The sequence below is a fragment of the Acinetobacter beijerinckii CIP 110307 genome (assembly GCF_000369005.1).
GTDB classification, from domain to species: Bacteria; Pseudomonadota; Gammaproteobacteria; order Pseudomonadales; family Moraxellaceae; genus Acinetobacter; species Acinetobacter beijerinckii.
In genome coordinates this window covers 1,277,193-1,299,275 of sequence record NZ_KB849765.1, presented here as the reverse complement: position 1 = coordinate 1,299,275, position 22,083 = coordinate 1,277,193, and the positions used below count along the sequence as shown (strand labels likewise).

At 41.0% G+C, this 22,083-nt stretch carries 18 protein-coding genes, 2 tRNA genes and 3 rRNA genes; 6 read left to right on the top strand and 17 right to left on the bottom strand.

Annotated features, from left to right (window positions below; genetic code table 11):
• Nucleotides 1-11: 11 nt before the first annotated feature.
• The 7 genes from F933_RS11705 to F933_RS11675 form a co-directional block, all read right to left on the bottom strand.
• Complete coding sequence (locus F933_RS11705; RefSeq protein ID WP_005061397.1) at nucleotides 12-1,958, bottom strand: acetyl/propionyl/methylcrotonyl-CoA carboxylase subunit alpha; 1,947 nt, start codon at nucleotides 1,956-1,958, stop codon at nucleotides 12-14.
• Nucleotides 1,955-2,962, bottom strand: coding sequence for a protein NO VEIN domain-containing protein (locus F933_RS16880; RefSeq protein ID WP_005061395.1), 1,008 nt, complete (start codon nucleotides 2,960-2,962; stop codon nucleotides 1,955-1,957). The genes F933_RS11705 and F933_RS16880 overlap by 4 nt, the downstream gene beginning before the upstream one ends.
• 11 nt (nucleotides 2,963-2,973) lie before the next feature.
• Nucleotides 2,974-3,804, bottom strand: a complete 831-nt coding sequence (locus F933_RS11695) for an enoyl-CoA hydratase/isomerase family protein (RefSeq protein WP_005061393.1) — start codon at nucleotides 3,802-3,804, stop codon at nucleotides 2,974-2,976.
• A 14-nt stretch (nucleotides 3,805-3,818) separates the two neighbouring features.
• Complete coding sequence (locus F933_RS11690) at nucleotides 3,819-4,976, bottom strand: acyl-CoA dehydrogenase family protein (RefSeq protein WP_005061391.1); 1,158 nt, start codon at nucleotides 4,974-4,976, stop codon at nucleotides 3,819-3,821.
• 100 nt (nucleotides 4,977-5,076) lie between these two features.
• Nucleotides 5,077-6,690, bottom strand: coding sequence for an acyl-CoA carboxylase subunit beta (locus F933_RS11685; protein ID WP_034711003.1), 1,614 nt, complete (start codon nucleotides 6,688-6,690; stop codon nucleotides 5,077-5,079).
• A gap of 3 nt (nucleotides 6,691-6,693) precedes the next feature.
• The gene (locus tag F933_RS11680) at nucleotides 6,694-7,572 is read right to left on the bottom strand and encodes an SDR family oxidoreductase (protein ID WP_005061387.1); all 879 of its coding nucleotides are present in this window, start codon (nucleotides 7,570-7,572) and stop codon (nucleotides 6,694-6,696) included.
• Nucleotides 7,573-7,592: 20 nt separating this feature from the next.
• Nucleotides 7,593-9,398 (bottom strand): acyclic terpene utilization AtuA family protein, encoded by a 1,806-nt coding sequence (locus F933_RS11675; RefSeq protein ID WP_005061386.1) that lies wholly within the window; start codon nucleotides 9,396-9,398, stop codon nucleotides 7,593-7,595.
• Between the two features lie 191 nt (nucleotides 9,399-9,589).
• On the opposite strand from F933_RS11675, the gene F933_RS11670 reads away from it, so the two are divergent.
• The 6 genes from F933_RS11670 to F933_RS11645 all read left to right on the top strand — a co-directional run bounded on the left by F933_RS11670 (nucleotide 9,590) and on the right by F933_RS11645 (nucleotide 13,082).
• The gene (locus F933_RS11670) at nucleotides 9,590-10,189 is read left to right on the top strand and encodes a TetR/AcrR family transcriptional regulator (protein WP_005061384.1); all 600 of its coding nucleotides are present in this window, start codon (nucleotides 9,590-9,592) and stop codon (nucleotides 10,187-10,189) included.
• Nucleotides 10,186-10,695, top strand: coding sequence for a GNAT family N-acetyltransferase (locus F933_RS11665; protein WP_005061382.1), 510 nt, complete (start codon nucleotides 10,186-10,188; stop codon nucleotides 10,693-10,695). The genes F933_RS11670 and F933_RS11665 overlap by 4 nt, the downstream gene beginning before the upstream one ends.
• 90 nt (nucleotides 10,696-10,785) lie before the next feature.
• A complete protein-coding gene (locus tag F933_RS11660; protein ID WP_005061380.1) occupies nucleotides 10,786-11,142 on the top strand; it encodes a hypothetical protein in 357 nt (118 codons plus the stop codon).
• Between the two features lie 28 nt (nucleotides 11,143-11,170).
• Nucleotides 11,171-11,497, top strand: coding sequence for a hypothetical protein (locus F933_RS11655; RefSeq protein WP_005061378.1), 327 nt, complete (start codon nucleotides 11,171-11,173; stop codon nucleotides 11,495-11,497).
• Nucleotides 11,498-11,709: 212 nt separating this feature from the next.
• Nucleotides 11,710-12,327: a DUF6915 family protein gene (locus tag F933_RS11650; protein WP_005061377.1), complete on the top strand. Its 618-nt coding sequence runs from the start codon at nucleotides 11,710-11,712 to the stop codon at nucleotides 12,325-12,327.
• A gap of 17 nt (nucleotides 12,328-12,344) precedes the next feature.
• Nucleotides 12,345-13,082: a hypothetical protein gene (locus tag F933_RS11645; RefSeq protein WP_005061375.1), complete on the top strand. Its 738-nt coding sequence runs from the start codon at nucleotides 12,345-12,347 to the stop codon at nucleotides 13,080-13,082.
• Between the two features lie 57 nt (nucleotides 13,083-13,139).
• Here the strand turns inward: F933_RS11645 and F933_RS11640 are convergent, their stop codons facing one another.
• The 10 genes from F933_RS11640 to F933_RS11590 all read right to left on the bottom strand — a co-directional run bounded on the left by F933_RS11640 (nucleotide 13,140) and on the right by F933_RS11590 (nucleotide 22,024).
• On the bottom strand, nucleotides 13,140-14,312 hold the full coding sequence (locus F933_RS11640; protein WP_005061373.1) for an acyl-CoA dehydrogenase family protein: 1,173 nt from the start codon (nucleotides 14,310-14,312) through the stop codon (nucleotides 13,140-13,142).
• A gap of 93 nt (nucleotides 14,313-14,405) precedes the next feature.
• Nucleotides 14,406-15,569, bottom strand: coding sequence for an acyl-CoA dehydrogenase family protein (locus F933_RS11635; RefSeq protein WP_005061370.1), 1,164 nt, complete (start codon nucleotides 15,567-15,569; stop codon nucleotides 14,406-14,408).
• A 171-nt stretch (nucleotides 15,570-15,740) separates the two neighbouring features.
• On the bottom strand, nucleotides 15,741-16,304 hold the full coding sequence (locus F933_RS11630) for a DUF4256 domain-containing protein (protein WP_005061368.1): 564 nt from the start codon (nucleotides 16,302-16,304) through the stop codon (nucleotides 15,741-15,743).
• 573 nt (nucleotides 16,305-16,877) lie between these two features.
• Entirely contained in the window at nucleotides 16,878-17,270 is a 393-nt protein-coding gene (locus tag F933_RS11620) for a putative signal transducing protein (protein ID WP_005061363.1), read from the bottom strand.
• Nucleotides 17,271-17,357: 87 nt separating this feature from the next.
• Nucleotides 17,358-17,473 (bottom strand): 5S ribosomal RNA (gene rrf, locus F933_RS17550).
• A gap of 92 nt (nucleotides 17,474-17,565) precedes the next feature.
• A complete protein-coding gene (locus F933_RS11610) occupies nucleotides 17,566-18,066 on the bottom strand; it encodes a hypothetical protein (RefSeq protein ID WP_005061360.1) in 501 nt (166 codons plus the stop codon).
• A gap of 136 nt (nucleotides 18,067-18,202) precedes the next feature.
• Nucleotides 18,203-18,317: ribosomal RNA gene (rrf, locus tag F933_RS11605) — 5S ribosomal RNA — on the bottom strand.
• A gap of 176 nt (nucleotides 18,318-18,493) precedes the next feature.
• Nucleotides 18,494-21,387: ribosomal RNA gene (locus F933_RS11600) — 23S ribosomal RNA — on the bottom strand.
• A 414-nt stretch (nucleotides 21,388-21,801) separates the two neighbouring features.
• A tRNA-Ala gene (locus F933_RS11595) sits at nucleotides 21,802-21,877 on the bottom strand.
• A 70-nt stretch (nucleotides 21,878-21,947) separates the two neighbouring features.
• Nucleotides 21,948-22,024, bottom strand: a tRNA-Ile gene (locus tag F933_RS11590).
• Between the last annotated feature and the right edge of the window lie 59 nt (nucleotides 22,025-22,083).

Genomic DNA, 22,083 nt, shown 5'->3' with positions numbered 1-22,083 from the left:
ATTAATAGGCCTTATGCAACTGCGACATTTAATAACAATTGTCGTTTTTTCACTTGTTGACCGACTTGACCAATGAGCTCATCAACAACACCATCCACATCAGATTTAATTTGTTGCTGGATTTTCATCGCCTCCAAGATCAACAGAGTTTGACCTTTGCTAACGGTATCTCCAGCGTTGACCAATAGATTCACAATCGCACCATCCATTGGTGCACGGATTTTACCATCCCCCACCACTTCGGCAGCTTCAGGTGCGGCATAGGTGATATTTTCAATCACTAAATTACCATTAGCTGTATCTAAATAGAGTTGATTTTGATCAAGTACATAACTCAACTTTCGACGCACGCCATCAACGTTATAGATGATCTGAGTATCAGTTATTTCTACAACCTGAATCGTACAGTGTTGATCACATAATCGCACGGTGACTTGCTGTTGACCCATCTCGACTTGTAGTGACAGTTGTTGATCTGCACATTTTAGTTTTAATGGGAAAGGCACAGAAATACCTGTTTGCCATGAAACTTTCGCTTGGTTCAGTTGGGTGAACAATGCCGCAGCAACCGCAAGGTTCTCCAAACTTGGCGCTTGCTGATGTAGGCTGACATCATCTTGAAAATGTTGTTGAATAAATGCGGTATTGGTATCACCTGCCACGATAATCGGATGACGTAATAAATTTACCAAAAACTGTTTATTGCTGTTCACACCCAATAGTACACAATCATCTACTGCACGCGCTAACAGACGAATCGCATCCTGACGAGTTTTACCATAAGCAATCACCTTCGCCACCATTGGATCATAAAACGGGCTAATTTCACCCTGTTCTAACATCCCATGATCAATCCGAACATTGGGTAAGTCCACAGGTTTCCAACTGAGTACTTTTCCAGTTTGAGGCAAGAAGTCCTGACGTGGATCTTCTGCATATAAACGCACCTCAATTGCATGTCCATTTAAGGTGAGTTCATGCTGCTGTAGAGGTAAAGTTTCACCATTTGCGACACGTAGTTGCCATTCAACTAAATCGAGGCCCGTGATCATTTCTGTTACTGGATGCTCAACCTGTAAACGGGTATTCATTTCAAGGAAATAAAACTCACCTGATTGATCAAGTAAGAATTCAACTGTACCTGCACCGATATAGTCACAAGCTTTGGCGGCAGCAACAGCAGCCTCGCCCATTTGTTGACGTAATTCAGGTGTCATCACGGGACAAGGTGCTTCTTCGACTACTTTCTGATGACGGCGCTGAATTGAACAATCTCGTTCAAATAGATAAACGTAATTGCCATGCGTATCACCAAATACTTGAATTTCCACATGACGAGGTGCGATCACTGCTTTTTCAATAATTAGTTCACCTGAACCAAATGCATTTTCGGCTTCTGAACGCGCTGTTTTTAAAGCTTCGAGTAAATCAGCAGACTGGTGAACCAAACGCATACCACGCCCACCACCACCAGCAGATGCCTTCACCATCAAGGGGAAACCAATTTTTTCTGCTTGCTCTGCCAAATACTCGATATCTTGTCGATCACCTTCATAACCTGGTACACAAGGTACACCCGCCTCAATCATGGCAATTTTTGACAAACGCTTACTACCCATCAAGTGAATCGCAGCAGCATTTGGACCAATAAAAGTGATGCCATGATCACTACACGCTTGGGCGAAATCGGTATTTTCAGATAAAAATCCATAACCAGGATGAACCGCATCTGCACCTGTTTTTTTACAGGCTTCGATAATATTGGTGATCGACAAATAAGACTCAGAGACTTTAGAAGCACCAATGTATACAGCTTCATCAGCCACTTGAACATGGCGAGCATTTGCATCTGCATCTGAATACACCGCAACAGTTTGATAACCCATTGCTTTGGCCGTTTGCATCACTCGAACTGCGATTTCACCACGATTTGCGACTAAAACTTTTGAAAATTTCATTGAGTTTTTTCCTTGCTAATTTTGGTCTTTAGTTCGATGATGGCACTAACTTTTTGGTCAATATTTAACGTCTGATACTCATCACGATCAACAGCTTCAGCAATCCAATCATTTTGTTCTATACTAAATCGACAAATCCATAATTTAGGCTCTACAAGTGCATTCGTGACGACTGCAAGTCGGTAATCTAAGTCTTCTTGTAAAAATGCTGAATATTCATTAGGCGTCAGTCCGATTGTAAAATTTGTGCCTGAAAGTCCTTTAACTTCTATTCTTAATTTCAATTTTCCTGCAATAGCTTCAATATCCCAACCTAAATTATCTTTCTCAACACTTTTAACGTCATATCCAAGACTTTCAAAATATTGACAACTTGTCTCAATTGCCGCTTTCTCAACTTGAACTTTCTTTGCTTGGTCATAACTACGATTTAATCTATTTTTTACGTCAATAACACGCTCTTTACTTTCTATAAATTGATAAATTTCTTTGATAAGTGCTGCATTTTTCTCCCCCTTACCATACCAAATTAGCTCTTGCCCCATACCAAAACCACTTTGCCCTGCTCTGGGAATAGAATAGATACGTTCATCAGTAGATAACAATCTTGCATCTACTTTTAACGCCCTAATTCGATAACAATCAATGCCATTTTCTCGTTGTACTTTTGGAATAACTTCAAATTTTTGATAATATCTAAATACAGTTGCATTCTTATACCAACCAATAATATAAGTACCTTTAGTCTTTGGATTTGTTGCAGTCCAAACAACCGTTACACCATTAATAAATTCATCTGTTTTACTTGCCCCTAGATTATCAATATTAATTTGTCCTCTTGTTTGGACAAAACCATATAACATATCTTTATCAGGACTAAAATTACAGACTTCTCCACCACTTCCTTCTATCTCAACAAAAGAACCACCACCCTGAATTTGGTCAGATGCTCTATTACCTTGATATTTTTCCATCCACCCAACATTACAGAATAAAATAGCCATTTTTAGTTCCTTTATTCTGTCCAATTTGGTAAACGTTTTTGAATAAATGCGATTGTACCTTCCTGACCTTCAGCTCCACCTACAGCTTGCGCAAATTGCTGTGCAGCGTCATCCAGTAGAGAATCTAAAGGCTCATTCAAAGTACGATGTAATAAAGCTTTAGTATTGCGAGAGGCCAATGGTGCAGCACGTTTAATTTTTTGAATTGTATTGGTCAGTAACTGCTCAAGCTCATTTTCATCATGCACAACATCATGCACAACACCTAACTTCTGTGCAGTCTCACCATTAAAACGAGAACCTAACAATGCCAAACGACGCGCTTGTGTTAGCCCAATGCGTTTCACTACGAAAGGTGCAATTTGCGCTGGTAAAACACCTAAGCCTGTTTCAGGTAAGCCAAACTGTGCCGTATCGCGACTAATCGCGATATCAGAAACACAAGCCAAGCCAAAACCTCCACCTAATACCGCACCTTCTAATACCGCAACCACGGTTTGTGGCGCTTGATCAACTTGTTCAATCATGGCACCGAAACGACGGTTAAAATCAACATATGGCTGTAAGCTACCCACATTCGCCGCTTCAACACGGAGTGCTGCCATATCCTTAATGTCACCGCCTGCACAGAAATGTCCGCCTTTGCCACGTAAAATCACAGCACGAATCGATACATCATCTGCAATGTAGGTAAAGACTTGTTGAATCGCATTGACCATATTGAGACTCATGGCATTGCGACTTTCAGGTCGATTAAGCCATATCGTTAAAATACTGCCCTGTTGTTCAAGTTGGATACTGTCATCCACTTGTAAATCAGTTAGAGAAGTTGAAAGCGTCATGATCTTCCCCTGTCTTATTTCTGTTTCTTCGGCAAAATGTCCATCAACTTACAAATAATTCCAAGCATAATTTCATCGGCTCCACCACCAATTGAACCAAGGCGACCATCACGATAAAGTTGAGAAGCAGGGTTATCCCACATAAAGCCATTGCCGCCCCAATATTGCAGACAAGTATCAGCCACTTCACGAGTGAGACGTCCCGATTTGAGTTTCGCCATCGAAGCCAACATCGTGACATTTTCCCCAGCAATATGCTGTTCACAAGCTTGATAAGTCAGCGCTTTTAATGCTTCAACTTCAGTCATTAACTCGGCGAAGCGGAAATGTACATACTGGTTATTAATCAAGGGCTGACCAAAGGTAGTACGTTCTTTAGCGTAATCAATCGTTTGTTGAATGACTTTTTCTAAACCACCTACTGCATTAGCACATGCCCACATACGCTCCTCTTGGAACTGCATCATTTGCATCATGAAACCCATGCCTTCTGCACCAACCAAATAACGCTGCGGCACTCGAACATTATCGAAATAGACTTGAGCAGTTGTCGTTGAACGCATACCTAATTTATTCAGTGGCTCTGAAAAACTGATCCCCGCAGTCTTCGCAGGTACAATAATCATGGATTTATTGACATGCGGTTTGTCATCTGAGGTATTGGCAAGTAAACAGAAGAAATCCGCTTGCAGTGAATTGGTAATCCACATTTTGCTGCCGTTAATCACATAATCATCACCCTCTTTTTTCGCAGTGGTTTTGATTGCTGCCACGTCTGAACCTGCATGCACTTCTGATACTGCAATTGATGCCACATATTCACCGCGAATCGCAGGATTCAAAAATTCTTCTCTTAATTCTGTGCTACCAAAACGAGCTAGTGCAGGTGTCGCCATATCTGTTTGCACACCGATCGCCAGTGGAACACCACCACATGCAGCACGCCCTAATTCTTCTGCCACCACAAGGTTATATGAATAATCCAAACCCAGACCACCATTTTCTTCTGGCTTACAGATACCTAGCAAACCTAAATCTGCCATTTTCTTAAACACATCATGGATCGGAAAACGTCCCGCTGCTTCCCATTCGGGAATAAACGGATTAAGTTCGTTTTCTACAAACTGACGTGCGGTACGGCGTAATGCTTCATGCTCTGCGGTAAATTTCATTATTTTTTTCCTTAAACATTAAATATTTTTAAATCCCTCCCAACCTCCCTTTTCAAAGGGAGGAGTTCCCCTCTTTAAAAGAGGGGCTAGGGGAGATTTCTTAAAATCTCGATACACCAAAACGAGTTGGATTTAACTCACGTTGTTGTGCTTCATAAATGGTTTGTAGCAAGAAGATCAGGACTTTACGCGTATCTCTTGGATCGATAATGCCATCGTCATGCAACATTGCTGTATTAAACAAAGCAGTCGATTGCTGTTCTAATTTCATCGCAGTGCTTTGCTCTAGGAAATCCAACATTTGTGAATTCGGTTCCATTCCAGAAGCTTTCTGTTTACCTTCTGCGACGATACGCAACACTTTCCCTGCTTGTGCTGCCCCCATTACCGCAACATGTGAATTTGGCCATGCAAAGATAAAACTTGGAGAGAGACTACGCCCACACATCGCATAGTTGCCTGCACCGTAGGAGCCAGCCACAATAATCGAAATTTTCGGTACAGTCGCATTCGCAACCGCTTGGATTAATTTCGAACCATGCTTAATGATGCCGTTCTGTTCAGCATCTGTTCCGACCATAAAACCTGTGGTGTTATGCAGGAATAAAAGTGGTCGTTTGGTCTGCTCACACAGATGAATAAACTGTGCCGCTTTGACTGCACCTTGTGGTGTAATTGGACCATTATTGGTAATAATACCAATATGCACCCCACCCATTTTTGCCCAGCCACATACCGTTAAAGCATCGTATTCTTGTTTAAACTCCAGAAAGTCAGAATCATCAATAATGCGAGCCACAATTTCTTTCATATCGAAAGGTTGTTTTGGATCTTGCGGGATGATGCCTAATAGCTCTTCTGCTGAATAACGAGGTTCTTTGTATTCTTGATTGAGACGTGTGGTTCGTTCTTTCCAGTTCAAATGCTCAAAAATTTCTCTTGCCAAACGAATACCATCGGCATCATTTTCAGCAAGATATTCTGCTACCCCTGACACTTGTGTATGCATTTCAGCACCACCCAGTTCTTCAGCTGTCGCCACTTCACCTGTTGCAGCCAGCAACAAAGGTGGACCTGCCAACAACATTTCAGTTTGTTTGCGCACCGCGATCACATAGTCAGATAGACCTGGTTGATATGCCCCGCCTGCGGTTGCATTGCCATGTACGACTGCGACTTGCGGAATGCCTGTTGCAGATAATCGAGCTTGATTGGCAAAAGTCATTCCGCCATAGGTAAATACTTCTGCGGCATAATTTAAGTTTGCCCCACCACTTTCAGTCAAAGTCACCATCGGTAACTTTTGTTCAAGCGCGATTTTTTGCAAACGTAAGGTTTTCTGAACACCCATTGGCGACATGGTGCCGCCTTTGATGGCACTATTACTGGCAGACACTAAAGCACGTACACCACTCACAAAGCCGATCCCAGCAATGATGCCACCACCAGCTTCAGAACCATCTTTATCATCATGCATGTTGTAGCCAACTAAGCCACACAGCTCGATAAATGGTGAATCAGCATCAAGCAATAAACGTACACGTTCATGCGGCAAGATTTTGCCTTTCTTGTCAAACTTCGGTTTTGCAGCATACGATTTATCAATGCTTTTTTGCTGTACAGCACGAACTTCTGCAAGCTGACTTAATAGCGCTTCACGGTTTTGTTCGTATTGCTCACTACCTACAGCGATTTCAGATTGAAGAATAGTCATCATTTATTCTCCATCTGTATTTTTAAAAATATCTGGAATAAAGGCACGGTGAAAACCATTAAATGCTTCATTGTTGGTGGCATCCGCCAATGGGTACATGCGCGTACCTTGTGAAGCTGCACCGTCAATACGTAAAGTCACGCCTGAAACAAAAGCCGCTGCATCAGAAAGTAAAAAACAAATCGCTGAAGAAATTTCAGATTCCGTACCCATACGTTTTAAAGGAACGTTGCTTGCCAAACTTGGAATAATCACTTTGGCAAAGTCACCACTGTAGTTATCCATGCCAGAGGAAATAATCCAACCTGGTGCAACGGCATTAACACGTACGCCTGATTTACCCCATTCCACCGAAGCCGTTTTGGTTAGATTATCTACCCCTGAACGTGCCGCCCCTGAATGCCCCATACCCGGCATACCGCCCCACATATCTGCGGTCATGTTGACGATACTGCCACCATGCTTTGCCATCCATTGATTATAAGCTTCACGCATTAAATAGAATGTAGAGTGCAGATTGTTACGGACCACAGCATCAAAGCCATTGGCAGAAATATTTTCAAGTGCAGAAGGAAATTGCCCACCTGCGTTATTTACTAAACCATCGAGCTTGCCAAATTTTTCAATGACTTCAGCAATCATACTTTTGACTTGTTCTTCATCACGGTTATCACAAACGATGAAATGGACTTTGCCACCATCCTCTATGATTTCTTGGCTAACTTTTTCCAGCTTTTCAATTTTTCGCCCTGTGATCACGACTTGCGCACCCAAAGATGCCAGCTCATGTGCCGTACAGCGCCCAATACCAGAACCACCACCTGTAACGATAATCACTTTATCGGCAAATGCATCGGTTCTAAAAATTGATTGATAACTCATTTTGCTCTACATCCTTTACTTTATTTTTCTAACAACTTTGCTGGGATTTTCACTGGCATATCCAATAATTGCTGCGCAAATGCCTTGCCTTGTGGATCAATACGTAAACTGGCAATTCCGCCGCCACCTAGCGCATTTTCCAACATAAAATTCAATGCATTCATCGCAGGTAACTCATAACGAATCACATTCGATTTTTCAGGATCTAAAACATGCTGCATATAGTCTGAAACATTTGCTTCAGTGAGCGCCGCTCGAATCCACGGCAAATATTCTGCTTTACGCGCAATCACACCAATATTGCTATGGTTGCCTTTATCTCCACTACGAGCATGAGCAATCTCAATCAAAGGCACTTCGATTTCATCACCTTGATAAGTTGCGACTTCGCCAGTTGGATGGGGAGCGAAATTCTGTGTAGCTGAGCCAGTAGGAATCTCAACAGGATGTCGCTGGCCTGCAAAATCAACCTCAACCTTGATTTGATCTTTATCAATCAAGAAAGAAAACAATTTCACCACTGCTGAGGCTTTAGGGCGACCACCGACAATGCCCGCTAATGCAGGTGCCATACCTGTAGAAGCTTGTGCGATTTCCGAAGCGAAGAACATACACGCTTCTTTAAACATATGTTTGACTGCAATTTTGACCACGACTTCACGACTATCTTTGACTTTGGCGTGTACGCCATAAGTACTTTCAATCCCTAGAATTTCGACAGATTTTTCACTAAATGGCGGTACTGAACGCAATGCGAGGACACGTTCACATTTATTGATGATTGCATCCGCAATCACTTGGGCTTTTTCAGGTGCTTCGCGTCCAGCAATAAGGAAACTAACCAAGACACGATAACCATCCGCATAGGTCGCACTGACTTTATATTGTGGTGTAGGCGCTCGTCCTGTTGCGCCAGTCACTTTTACGCGATGCTCGCCGACTTGCTCTAAATGAGCTTGGCTAAAATCTGTGGTCACATCAGGTAAATAGTAAGCTTGAGGATCGCCAATCTCATAAACAATCTGTTCGGCAACCGTAGCGGTCGACACTAAACCACCTGTGCCCTGTGGTTTAGTCACAATGAATGAAGCATCGGCACTGACTTCAACAATTGGAAAGCCCATGTTGTCAAAGCCTTCAACCAAACGCCAATCGGTAAAATTACCGCCCGTACATTGCGCACCGCATTCAATTACATGTCCAGCTAAACAGCCTTGTGCAAGTTTGTCATAGTCATCCAATGACCATTTGTATTCATGCAACAACGGTGCAAGTACCACAGCCGAATCAACAACACGACCTGTAATCACAATATCCGCGCCCAAATCTAAAGCGTCACGAATAGCAACAGCACCTAAATAGGCATTACTGCTCGCCACATGTGCAGGCAAAGGCTCACCATTAAACATTTCTTTGATATTTTTTTGCTGTAGCTCGGTGTGCTTTGGCAATACATCGTCACCAAGTACCACAGCTACTTTTAAATCTAAGCCCTTTTCATTAATGATTTTTTGTAAAGCATCACGACAAGCTAAGGGATTCACCCCACCTGCATTACTGATCACTTTAATTTTCTTTTCAGCGATTTTATTGATCAGTGGAGACATCACACGACTAACAAAATCCAATGCATAACCATGGTTAGGATCGGTCATCATTGCTTTAGCCATGATTGACATGGTAATTTCAGATAGATAATCAAAGACCAAATAATCAATATCACTCAGATGTACCAACTGAAAAGCAGCGGTATTGGTATCGCCCCAAAACCCAGAAGCACATCCAATTTTTACTAACTTTTGGTCATCCTGCTTGACGCTTGTCATGAGCTTTCTCATTATTATTAAAAACAACACAACATTACCAAGCAAGTGCTTGGTTTGTAAAGTGCATAATGATATGCTGTATTAGCAAAAATAGACAAATTCAAGCAAATGCTTGTTATAAAAAGATAAGACAATTAATGAAATGAATTTTGTTACAATACACTTTGATAAGACGGGATAGACAGACAGGCATGATCGCAACTTCAATTGAGCAAATACCTAAAATCGTATGTTTTGACGATAGCCCACGTGGACGTTTGCTCTTAGGTGCCGCCTATCTATTTTATAAGCAAGGATATGATAAAACTACGGTTCGCCAACTTGGTGAATTTATTGGTATTCAATCAGGTAGTCTCTTCCATCACTTTAAAAGTAAAGATGACATTCTTGCTACTGTGATGGAACAAACCATTATCTATAACTTTGCACGACTTAAAGAAGCAGCTGAACGCTCAAATGATCCTGAACAGCAATTGCGTGATTTAATCAGAGCTGAATTGATTTCAATTACTGGTGATACTGGTGCGGCTATGGCGGTGCTGGTACATGAATGGTTTGCGCTTTCTAAAGAAAAACAAGATTATCTTTTGAAAATGCGTAATGAATATGAGCAAGTCTGGCTTGATGTGATTGAGAAATTACGCGCTCTAGGCAAGGTTAAACATGATGCGTTTATTTGGCGACGTTTAGTCGGTGGTTCTATTTCTTGGACAGTCACATGGTACCGACCTGAAGGTAAAGTTAAAATTGATGAATTGACGGAAATGGTCTGGGAAATGGCGGTTAAATGAGTGCTATCTATTTACGTAAGCCTCAACTCAGCGATTTAGTTGAAATCAAACAAGCTTACCAAAATAGTATTCAACTCCATCAACCATGGACCTATCCACCCACTGATTTTGAACACTATCTCACTCAAGAACACCGTTATTTTGTGTGTTTAACAGAAAATCATGCCATTGTTGGCACCTTTGATATATCCAATATCATTCGAGGTTACTTTCATTCTGCTTACTTGGGTTATGAAGCCTTTTATCCTTATGCAAGACATGGCTATATGCGACATGGACTACAACTGGTTTTAAAAGAAGCATTTCAAACACTGAATCTGCATCGAGTAGAAGCCAATATCCAACCAGACAATATGTCCTCTATTCGCCTTGTCGCAAATGCAGGTTTTATAAAAGAAGGGTTTTCTCGCCAATACCTGCGTGTTGGTGGAAAAGAATGGAAAGATCATGAGCGTTGGGCAATTTTAAATGCCGATTGGACCGATAAAAAATATCAAGCATTCTAAAAGTTAAGCTTCTTAAAGTATGATTATGGTACTTTTATTGCTAATGTCAGAAAATAAATATCGTTTATTAAGTGAAAAGATGAGTATCTTATGGGAATTCAATACATACTCGTGAATGAGACTAAAAAAGAAATCATCTCGTTTATTCATTTGAATGGCAATAAGAAAAAAGAATTAGCAGGTAACGTAGCCCAATCAGCTATTGTCACGTGGTATTTATTAAATAACCAAGGAGATCTGATTCAACTTGTATCAGATATGGGACTAGATTGGCCATTTGAATCTGGAGATAGACATGCACTCTGGTCTTATCCTGATAAAACATCTGAGCTTGTTAAAGAGCTCATTGAGCTCAACATATTGAAAGATAATGGTTATCTTTATCAAGATGAGGATGAACCTGATGAGGTGTATATTCGGAATATTGGCAATGCATGGCTAGACTAAGAAAAAGTGGGGATTTATAACAACGCAAATGAATTATATTCAACTGACTCAATCTCAAAATTATAAAATTATCCACCTTGAAGAAACTGTTTATCTTGTACCGTTACAATCAAATTGTATAAATGAGTACATTGAAATAGGAGATTTTTATGGGAATCTAGAAGTAGCAATCATTGATCATGATGAGAAATGGTGTGCGATTGGAGGATGTGGACTAATTATTTACTTTATCAAAGAACCATTCATTGTTTATCAATACGGTCAAAAAACCTCTCAATATTTTGAATTACATCGAAATCCACCGTCATCTGGTGGATTGATGTTATTCAACAAATTTCTCCGTCTCAAATATTAATCACATTAGAGAATTCTCAAACTCATATTTTAGATATTTTTACAAAAGAAATTAGTCATTAAACAACCTTAATCTAACTAAAAAAACCTGTAATTTAAAATATATCGACTTCCAACGACACAACTTAACGCCTAACCCTTTTCCTCTATTCTCGTTCAAATTAAAAACTGCTATTCTGCTTAAACATCAAAAGATTACAAGAAATAGTACAAATGAATCCAGTCCAACATGCCAATATTTCGGTGAAACGTCGTGGGGGCGAGCTTGAAGATTATATTGATATTCATGCTCTAATCGACAGTACCAAAATGCTATGCACTGACAATCGCCATCGTATCTTGCATACTTTTTGGGGCGTGCAAGAAGTGATTATTCCGATTTTTGGACACCACTTTGAAAATAGTGCTGGGAATAGCATAGAAGTTAAAGACCTTTGTGAAAAAGATCATCTGTTAGTTGATTTCCATCACCGCTTTATTCCAACGATTGGAGACTTTGTTGCAGCAATGCAGGATATTCCGACTGATGGACTGGCTAAACGCCTAGAAAAATTCCACGCTGATGTGATTGATGACCCAAAGCTGTCCGCTACATTACTCTCGCCATTATCAGTGACAGGACAACTAAAATCTTTGCTGATCACACATAATAGTTGGTTTATCAATACTATTTTACCAATGATGGGGAAAAGCGAAGCCAAGTTTATTGATTTTGATATCAGTCCAGACTTCTTTTTTAATCCAATGCGTTTTGAACTGTGGATGGATAATGGGATGGCCGTCCCACCAAGTGCAGCCAAACTGCAAGAATTAAAAACTAAAATTGCTTAACTTAAGGGGAAATAAAAATGAACAATATACAATACGTCATTCGACAAAATGATTTTGCTTACAATGATGAATGGCATCTGACGAATTGCGTTTCTACGGGGGCAATTAAACAGATTTATACTGATAAAGCTGAAGCGGAAAAGGCATACAAAGCTTTAGTTATCGAAGGCTTATATTATGATGAACTATGTAATTATGACATCGGTAATGGCGAAGTAGATGATGAAATCTATGAAAAACTTGAAGCTTTTGTATTAGAAAAAACAGGCAAAAAATTTAATATTGATGATGGAGAAATTCCAAAACTCAATGAAGATGATGCTTTCGAGTTTGCCAAAATTTCAGGTATTGTCTGGTATCAACTCTTAGAAATCGATGCGACACAACCTTGCTATGTACTCTGGATCAACTCTGAAGAAGACTATTTCACAGGTTATGAAACTGGTAGCATTATTTCAAGTCAAGATGAGAACTTTAGTGATGTGTCGTGGGAAGCCAATATTTATGCGATGGACTATGAGTTTGAAGCTTTGATGGACAAACCACTTGCAGAGTTAAGCGATAGTCCACTATTACTCAAACAGTTTATCGAACAAACTCCAGATATTCGTTACGATGCTGAAAAAGACAGCATTGAAGGTATTGCCCTAGATAATATAAAATTTATCGATATAAAAACTTTGAACTCATTTTTGAAACAACCTATATTCGAAATCCGTCAGATTTCTTTAGAAGAATTGGCTGAACTCGAATAAATTTGAAAATAAAAAGTGCGGAAATTAACCGCACTTTTTATTCATCATAGATATTAATTAATAGCCTAGCTGCTTACTGATTAGATCTTTCATAATTTCTTCAGCACCACCACCAATCATATTCACTTTGACTTCACGATAAATTCGTTCGGACTTCGTTCCACGCATAAAACCCATTCCACCCAAAGTTTGCACAGCAGCATCCGCACAAAATTGCATAGTACAAGTCGCTATATTTTTTGACATCGAAATTTGTGCAATGAGGTCTGCTCCTTGAAGCTCTTTTTGTCCCATTCGATAAGCTGTATCTTCTAATAACGCTCGTGTTGTGGTCAATTGTGTTGCCATATCTACAAGTTTGTGGCGAACCACCTGATGATCTACCAAGCGCTTTCCAAAAGTTTGTCGCTGTTTTGCCCAATCTAAGGCTTCCTCATAACAGACCAAAGCATAACCATATGCCATCGCGGCTAGCCAAAAACGCTCCATATTAAAGTTATTCATAATGACTTTAAAACCGGCATTTTCCTCGCCCAACAAATGGCTAACTGGGACTTTGACATTGTCAAAATGCAGATGTGCAGTGTCTGATGCCCACCAACCCATTTTCTGTAAAGGTGATTTGGTTATTCCCTCACTATGCGCATCGACCAATAACATAGAAATGCCTTTTGCGCCTTGAGCATTCTGATCCGTCTTTACAGCAACCGTATAATAATCAGCACGAATCCCTGATGTGATAAAGGTCTTTTCACCATTCAAAATATAATGGTCTCTTTCTCGAACTGCTTTGGTTTTAATTGCAGCGACATCAGAACCGCCACTAGGCTCTGTAATTGCCAAGGCTGATATTTTTTCACCAGCAATAATTTGTGGCATAACTTCATCACGAATCTCAGGTCGAGCAAAATGATGAATGGGTGGTGTTCCAATGCTATGAATCATAAGCGAAATATGTACACCACCAGATCCAGCTTTTGCCATCTCAATAGCTGCCAACATCACGTAAAAAGCATCGGAATCAGGAATACCGCCATGCTCATCATCATAGCCGAGCCCCATTAAACCGACATTCGCAGCCTTTTGATAAAGTTCTCGTGGAAATGATCCTGCTTCATCCCATTCATTTACATAAGGTGAAATTTCTTTCTCTACAAAACGTTTGACACTGTCTGCAAAAGCCCGATGTTCTGATGTGTAATAAATCGGGTTAAGTGATAAACCATCCATGTCTTTTTCCTAAATTATTATTTAACGCATTCTTGTTATGTGGATAAGGCTTTAAACCTGTTTACTGTTGATTTAAAGCCTTTAAAATTTGGATTAATAGCCCAGTTGGCGACTGGCAAGATCTTTCATGATTTCCTCAGCCCCACCGCCAATCATGTTGACTTTCACTTCGCGATAAATACGTTCAGATTTCATACCACGCATAAAACCCATACCGCCTAATGTCTGCACCGCAGCATCGGCACAGAATTGCATCGTTTGTGTTGCGACATTCTTAAGCATACAAATTTGAGCAATCAGTTCATTTCCTTGTAATTCAGGTTTTCCTAAACGGTAGGCTGTATCTTCCAATAATGCACGAGTCGAAGTTAAACGTGTCGCCATATCAACCAGCTTGTGACGAACGACTTGATGATCTACCAAACGTTTCCCAAATGTTTGTCTCTGCTTTGCCCAATCCAAAGCCTCCTCATAGCAAACCAATGCATAACCATAACTACTTGCGGCAAGAAAAAATCGCTCCATGTTGAAGTTGTTCATGATGACGAAGAAGCCCATATTTTCTGCGCCGAGTAAGTTTTTGGCTGGCACGCGCACTTTATCAAAGTGCAAATGAGCTGTATCCGATGCCCACCAACCCATTTTATCCAGTTTTGATTTTGTAATGCCTTCACTATGTGCATCAATCAGCAACATTGAAATACCATTAGCACCCTTCGCATCGGGATCAGTTCTCACCGCAACAGAATAATAATCTGCACGAATACCTGATGTAATAAAGGTCTTTTCACCACTGACAATATAATCATCACCATCTCGGACCGCTTTAGTTTTTAAAGCCGCAACATCTGACCCACCACTCGGTTCAGTAATTGCCAATGCAGAAATTTTCTCTCCCGATAAAATTTTTGGTAATACTTCAGCTTTTACTTCTTCTTGAGCAAAATGTTGAATTGGTGGTGTACCGATCGTATGTGAAAGCAAAGATGCAGCCAAACCACCTGAGGCACATTTCGCTAATTCAACAGAGGCAAGTAAAGTATAAAATGCATCCGTCCCCGCAATACCTCCATAATTTTCATCAAAGCCAACGCCGAGCAAGCCAATATCGGCTGCTTTTTTATAAAGCTCTCGAGGAAAGGTTTCCGCTTCATCCCATTCATTGATAAACGGAGTAATTTCCTTTTCAGTAAAGCGCCTAACACTTTCAGCAAAGGCTAAATGTTGCTCAGTGTAATATAAGGGGTTGAGTAGCATGCTTGCTTCCTAGTAATTATTGACCATTGTTTTCGAGTATTTAGTGAGCTCTAAGGTATCAAAACCACAAAAACCAAGCAAGCGCTTGGCAAAATTTAAAATTAAAAAAATATTCAATTGGTTCGATTACTTTAACTTTATAAGAGGAATCCCATTCATACCCACTGAACTTTAGATTTTTAGTAAACTACGAAATCCTCGAGTTGAATAATAAGATTGGGCATCATTGTGATAAGTGAAAACTCGTCCGTAGCGACGATCACAAAAAATAGCTCCACCTTTCACTCGAATATCATCTGGCGTTTTCACCCAACTCGAAGTCTTTAAATCAAAATGCTCAACAGACTGTAATTGCTTATATTGCTCTTCTGTCAAAAGCTCAACGCCCATAACCTCAACCATATCAATTATATTATTTTCAGGTTTATGTTCCTTACGTGATTCCAATGCCTCACGGTCATAACAAAGGCTTCTGCGACCTTTTGGCGTTTCCAAGACACAATCATAAAAGACAATTTGTGATGGCTTTGACTCAAATGAAACGATATCTGGTTCGCCACCAGTCTCTTCCATTTGATTGAGTGACCATAACTTTTCAGGTAGCTGTTTTAATTGATCTTCAATATCAAACCAATTTAAACCTTGATGTCGATGCATATTGGCTTCAAAACGCTTCTTTAAGATCATCAGCAAAACTTCTGTTTGCTCTACATCTAATTGCCTTACATTACTCATTTTTATTCTCTAAACTATTGCTTATATATAAGTTAACCAAAAAATAGTGGGTTGATAGATCATTTATTCTAAATCATTAATACAGAATAAAAATTCATTGTGTAACATCAACAATACTAAGATGAAAGTTGCTGTCGCCAAAGATATTCTAATCTTGCTAAAGAGCTAACAAAAAACGCTTCACCTAAAATATGTATGATCGCAAAAATTGTCATTTCTTGCCAAAACATCCATAACATAATTAGACAAATCAAACCCCACATACTATTAGCAACCACTAACATGTTGATCTATAGAATGGAACGTTTTTTATAATTGGCTAATAAAAATGAATAACATGCATATAGCAAATTAACAAAGCCAATAAAAATTATAACGTTCTTTGGTAAATGATAAAGTGAGCTTAGCCATTGGACAGCAAATAACACAAGCATTCCTGCCAATGCAGCTGCCCCACAATCAATCCATAGAATATTTTTTTGAATGTTCATAACCAATACACTTTTTATTCTAATGTGAGCATAAGCCAATCATTGATTATTTAAAACCTATTGTAGATTCTTATAGAAAATATTAGCTCCAAAAATATTGGCATCGCTGACACTTCATTCCATTTTTATAAAAAAATAATGGAAAACCAAGCAATAAAAAAACTAAATAAGCAGGACGTTTTCCTTCAGTATATGGCTGTATATCACTGCTACCACAATTTGGGCAGTTTTCACTTAGTCCAAACTGTTGTTGTAATTGTTGGCTAAAATCCTGTGCAAGCAACGTTCTCGCTTCTTCCGAATCTCCTTCTAAAACCAATAGACGAACACCACCTAAAGCATTGGAATAAAGCCAATCCATATTAATCGTATGTTCATTTTCAATACGTGCAGGAATGCCAGCCGCTTCTAATTGCGTTTTGGCAATCTGAGCCTCATATGGAAAAGAAAAGCTTTGCACAACAACCCATGTCATTTAGGAAAGCCTTTAAGTAAACAACCAGTATATAGAATTCATCGCATAAAAAACTCCCAACAAGAATTGGAAGGTTTAGTATTTTTAAGCTAGTGATGCTATATTCTCACTTTGCAAATGCCACATTACCATCCAACCCTAAAATGTTTCCTTTCTGAGTTCGGAAATGGATCAGGTGATTAACTCTTGCCATTGTCCCCAGCAAACTGCTTATGGATACTTGCTTTGATCTCATCTACGCCAAGACTTTTTCAAATGAGTATTTATTTTTAAGTAAACCTACTTTAATTAATTCTCATAACTCTTCCCAAGTAGCAATTAAGTCTTTTGCTGTAATAGACCAGACATGTTTCCCAACCCATTCAATATTATGAGTGAACATTTTTTCATTATGTCCATAACTACTCCATGGATCAAAAAATAAAAACTCATCATAACGCCACATAAATGAATTAATTGAAATATCTTTTTGATAGGGAATCTCGAGTTCTAGCACACCTTGATAAATCAATCTAAGTCGAAAAGGCTTTTCTTTATAGTCTCTATGATCTTTTTTTATTAATGTGAGGATAAAATGAGCCGTTTCTTTTCCAAAATCAATGATTTCAACATTCTGTAATTCACAATAATACGGAGCCGTTGAACCACTTCCACCGTACCATTGCTCAGAAGCCATCAAGTCTAAGATGCTGGTTGGAAATTTATTTCGATTTTCCCTTAAATATTCGTTATAAGCTTCAAAAATATATTTGGAATTACCTACATGATCTAACTGATCACTTAATTTATAAACCATATTTGCTCTTTAAGTATTATTTGTTTTATATATGAGTGAAATATATCACCACTGTGCACAACATTTATCCTATTTTCATTTCCCCCGCGATAAAAAACACCCCTAACCGTTAGGTTAGGGGTGTTTTGAATTTAAAAGCTGGCGATGACTTACTCTCACATGGCAAGTGCCACACTACCATCAGCGCGAAGAGGTTTCACTTCTGAGTTCGGGAAGGGATCAGGTGGTTCACTCTTGCTATTGTCGCCAGCAAACTGTTTTGGCTTTCGGTGGTCTTACTCTTGAACTTAATTTTAAGTTCTTTGCCACTTAGTACCGAAAGAGTTATTAACGGATTAGATCATTGGTCTGTATTGTAACTAGTTTATACACTAAATCAAGTTAAGTATTGAATTTATCTTGAATACAACAACTGTTTGGGTGTTGTATAGTCAAGCCTCACGAGCAATTAGTATTGGTCAGCTTCACACGTCACCGTGCTTCCACACCCAACCTATCAACGTCCTAGTCTCGAACGGCTCTTTAGAGGACATAAAGTCCTAGGGAAATCTTATCTTGAGGTAGGCTTCCCGCTTAGATGCTTTCAGCGGTTATCCCTTCCGAACATAGCTACCCGGCGATGCCACTGGCGTGACAACCGGTACACCAGAGGTTCGTCCACTCTGGTCCTCTCGTACTAGGAGCAGATCCTCTCAAATTTCCAGCGCCCACGGTAGATAGGGACCGAACTGTCTCACGACGTTCTAAACCCAGCTCGCGTACCTCTTTAAATGGCGAACAGCCATACCCTTGGGACCTGCTTCAGCCCCAGGATGAGATGAGCCGACATCGAGGTGCCAAACACCGCCGTCGATATGAACTCTTGGGCGGTATCAGCCTGTTATCCCCAGAGTACCTTTTATCCGTTGAGCGATGGCCCTTCCATACAGAACCACCGGATCACTAAGACCTACTTTCGTACCTGCTCGACTTGTGGGTCTCGCAGTTAAGCGCGCTTTTGCCTTTATACTCTACGCGTGATTTCCGACCACGCTGAGCGCACCTTCGTACTCCTCCGTTACTCTTTAGGAGGAGACCGCCCCAGTCAAACTACCCACCAGACATGGTCCTCGCCCCGGATTACGGGGCAGAGTTAGAACCTCAACATTACCAGGGTGGTATTTCAAGGACGGCTCCATTGGAACTAGCGTTCCAACTTCAAAGCCTCCCACCTATCCTACACAAGTAAGGTCAAAGTTCAATGTCAAGCTGCAGTAAAGGTTCACGGGGTCTTTCCGTCTAGCCGCGGGTACACTGCATCTTCACAGCGATTTCGATTTCACTGAGCCTCTGCTGGAGACAGCGCCGCCATCATTATGCCATTCGTGCAGGTCGGAACTTACCCGACAAGGAATTTCGCTACCTTAGGACCGTTATAGTTACGGCCGCCGTTTACTGGGGCTTCGATCAAGAGCTTCGCTTACGCTAACCCCATCAATTAACCTTCCAGCACCGGGCAGGCATCACACCCTATACGTCCACTTTCGTGTTTGCAGAGTGCTATGTTTTTAATAAACAGTTGCAGCGGCCTGGTTTCTGTGGCTGCCAATAGCTCAGGGAGCAAGTCCCATCACCGTCAGCAGCGTACCTTCTCCCGAAGTTACGGTACCATTTTGCCTAGTTCCTTCAGCAGAGTTCTCTCAAGCGCTTTGGTCTACTCGACCTGACCACCTGTGTCGGTTTCGGGTACGATTCCTGTGTAACTGAAGCTTAGAGACTTTTCCTGGAAGCATGGTATCAGCCACTTCACTGTACAAGTACAGCTTGCTATCAGCTCTCAGCATAGAGCACCCCGGATTTGCCTAAGATGCATGCCTACAGCCTTCCACCTGGACAACCAACGCCAGGCTGACTTAACCTTCTCCGTCCTCTCATCGCATTACACAGAAGTATTGGAATATTAACCAATTTCCCATCGACTACGCCTCTCGGCCTCGCCTTAGGGGTCGACTCACCCAGCCCCGATTAACGTTGGACTGGAACCCTTGGTCTTTCAGCGAACGGGTTTTTCACCCGTTTTGTCGTTACTCACGTCAGCATTCGCACTTCTGATACCTCCAGCATACTTCTCAATACACCTTCATCGGCTTACAGAACGCTCCCCTACCACTTACGCTAATGCGTAAATCCGCAGCTTCGGCACATAGTTTTAGCCCCGTTACATCTTCCGCGCAGGCCGACTCGACTAGTGAGCTATTACGCTTTCTTTAAAGGGTGGCTGCTTCTAAGCCAACCTCCTAGCTGTCTATGCCTTCCCACATCGTTTCCCACTTAACTATGATTTTGGGGCCTTAGCTGGCGGTCTGGATTGTTTTCCTCTTGACTACGGACGTTAGCACCCGCAGTCTGTCTCCCGGATAGTACTCATTGGTATTCGGAGTTTGCATCGGTTTGGTAAGTCGGGATGACCCCCTAGCCGAAACAGTGCTCTACCCCCAATGGTATTCGTCCGAGGCGCTACCTAAATAGCTTTCGGGGAGAACCAGCTATCACCAGGCTTGATTAGCCTTTCACCCCTATCCACAAGTCATCCCCTGGCTTTTCAACGACAGTGGGTTCGGTCCTCCAGTTAGTGTTACCCAACCTTCAACCTGCTCATGGATAGATCGCCTGGTTTCGGGTCTACACCCAGCAACTAAACGCCCTATTAAGACTCGATTTCTCTACGGCTCCCCTATGCGGTTAACCTTGCTACTGAATGTAAGTCGCTGACCCATTATACAAAAGGTACGCAGTCACCGAACAAGTCGGCTCCCACTGCTTGTATGCATGCGGTTTCAGGATCTATTTCACTCCCCTCACAGGGGTTCTTTTCGCCTTTCCCTCACGGTACTGGTTCACTATCGGTCAGTCAGGAGTATTTAGCCTTGGAGGATGGTCCCCCCATATTCAGACAAGGTTTCACGTGCCTCGCCCTACTCGTCATCATTATGTGTGCCCTTTCGTGTACGGGAATATCACCCTCTACGTTCGCACTTCCCAGAGCGTTCCACTAGAACACACATAACTTAATGGGCTGCTCCCCGTTCGCTCGCCGCTACTAAGGGAATCTCAATTGATTTCTTTTCCTAAGGGTACTGAGATGTTTCACTTCCCCTCGTTCGCTTCATAAACCTATGTATTCAGTTTATGATACCCGCCTTATAGCGGGTGGGTTCCCCCATTCAGAAATCTCCGGATCAAAGGATATTTGCCGCCTCCCCGGAGCTTTTCGCAGGCTATCACGTCTTTCATCGCCTCTGACTGCCAAGGCATCCACCACATGCACTTAATTACTTGACTATACAACCCCAAACAGTCGTTAACACATACAAGTGAGTGTTAGCGTTGCAAACTTAATTGCTACTATTCGTTGTCTGTGAACTTAATCACCATACAGCTTCAATCTAAATTCATTACCAAAACGCTTGATTCAGTGTTTTTGCTAGTTCTCAGATTAACTCTTCATCCAACTGAAATACTTACGTATTACTGTTAGTGTTGAATTAATCGAGTTTGAACAATTTATTTCAGACTCAATTTTCTAATCTGTTAATGATTAACTACCACCTCGTCGGTGCGTAGTAAACTGTGATAAATCACAGAAGTTAATAAACTCAAATCAAAATCTCTTTTGATTTATTTAGGCATTTATTAATTTCTATAATTTACTTTAGCTTTGAATTAATTTCGTTTTTACAAACTCTTTTTAATTCATGGTGGAGACTAGGAGAGTCGAACTCCTGACCTCCTGCGTGCAAAGCAGGCGCTCTACCAACTAAGCTAAGTCCCCAGCTTAAATCATAATGAACGACATATCTTTCAATCTAGCAGCTTGTGATTATTCATCACTTCGTCAGTAGTGGTGGGTCTGACAAGACTTGAACTTGTGACCCCACGCTTATCAAGCGTGTGCTCTAACCAACTGAGCTACAGACCCTCAGATACATCTTCGAAGAACAACTTGTTGTGGATTCTTACCGGCCATCAATCTTTCGT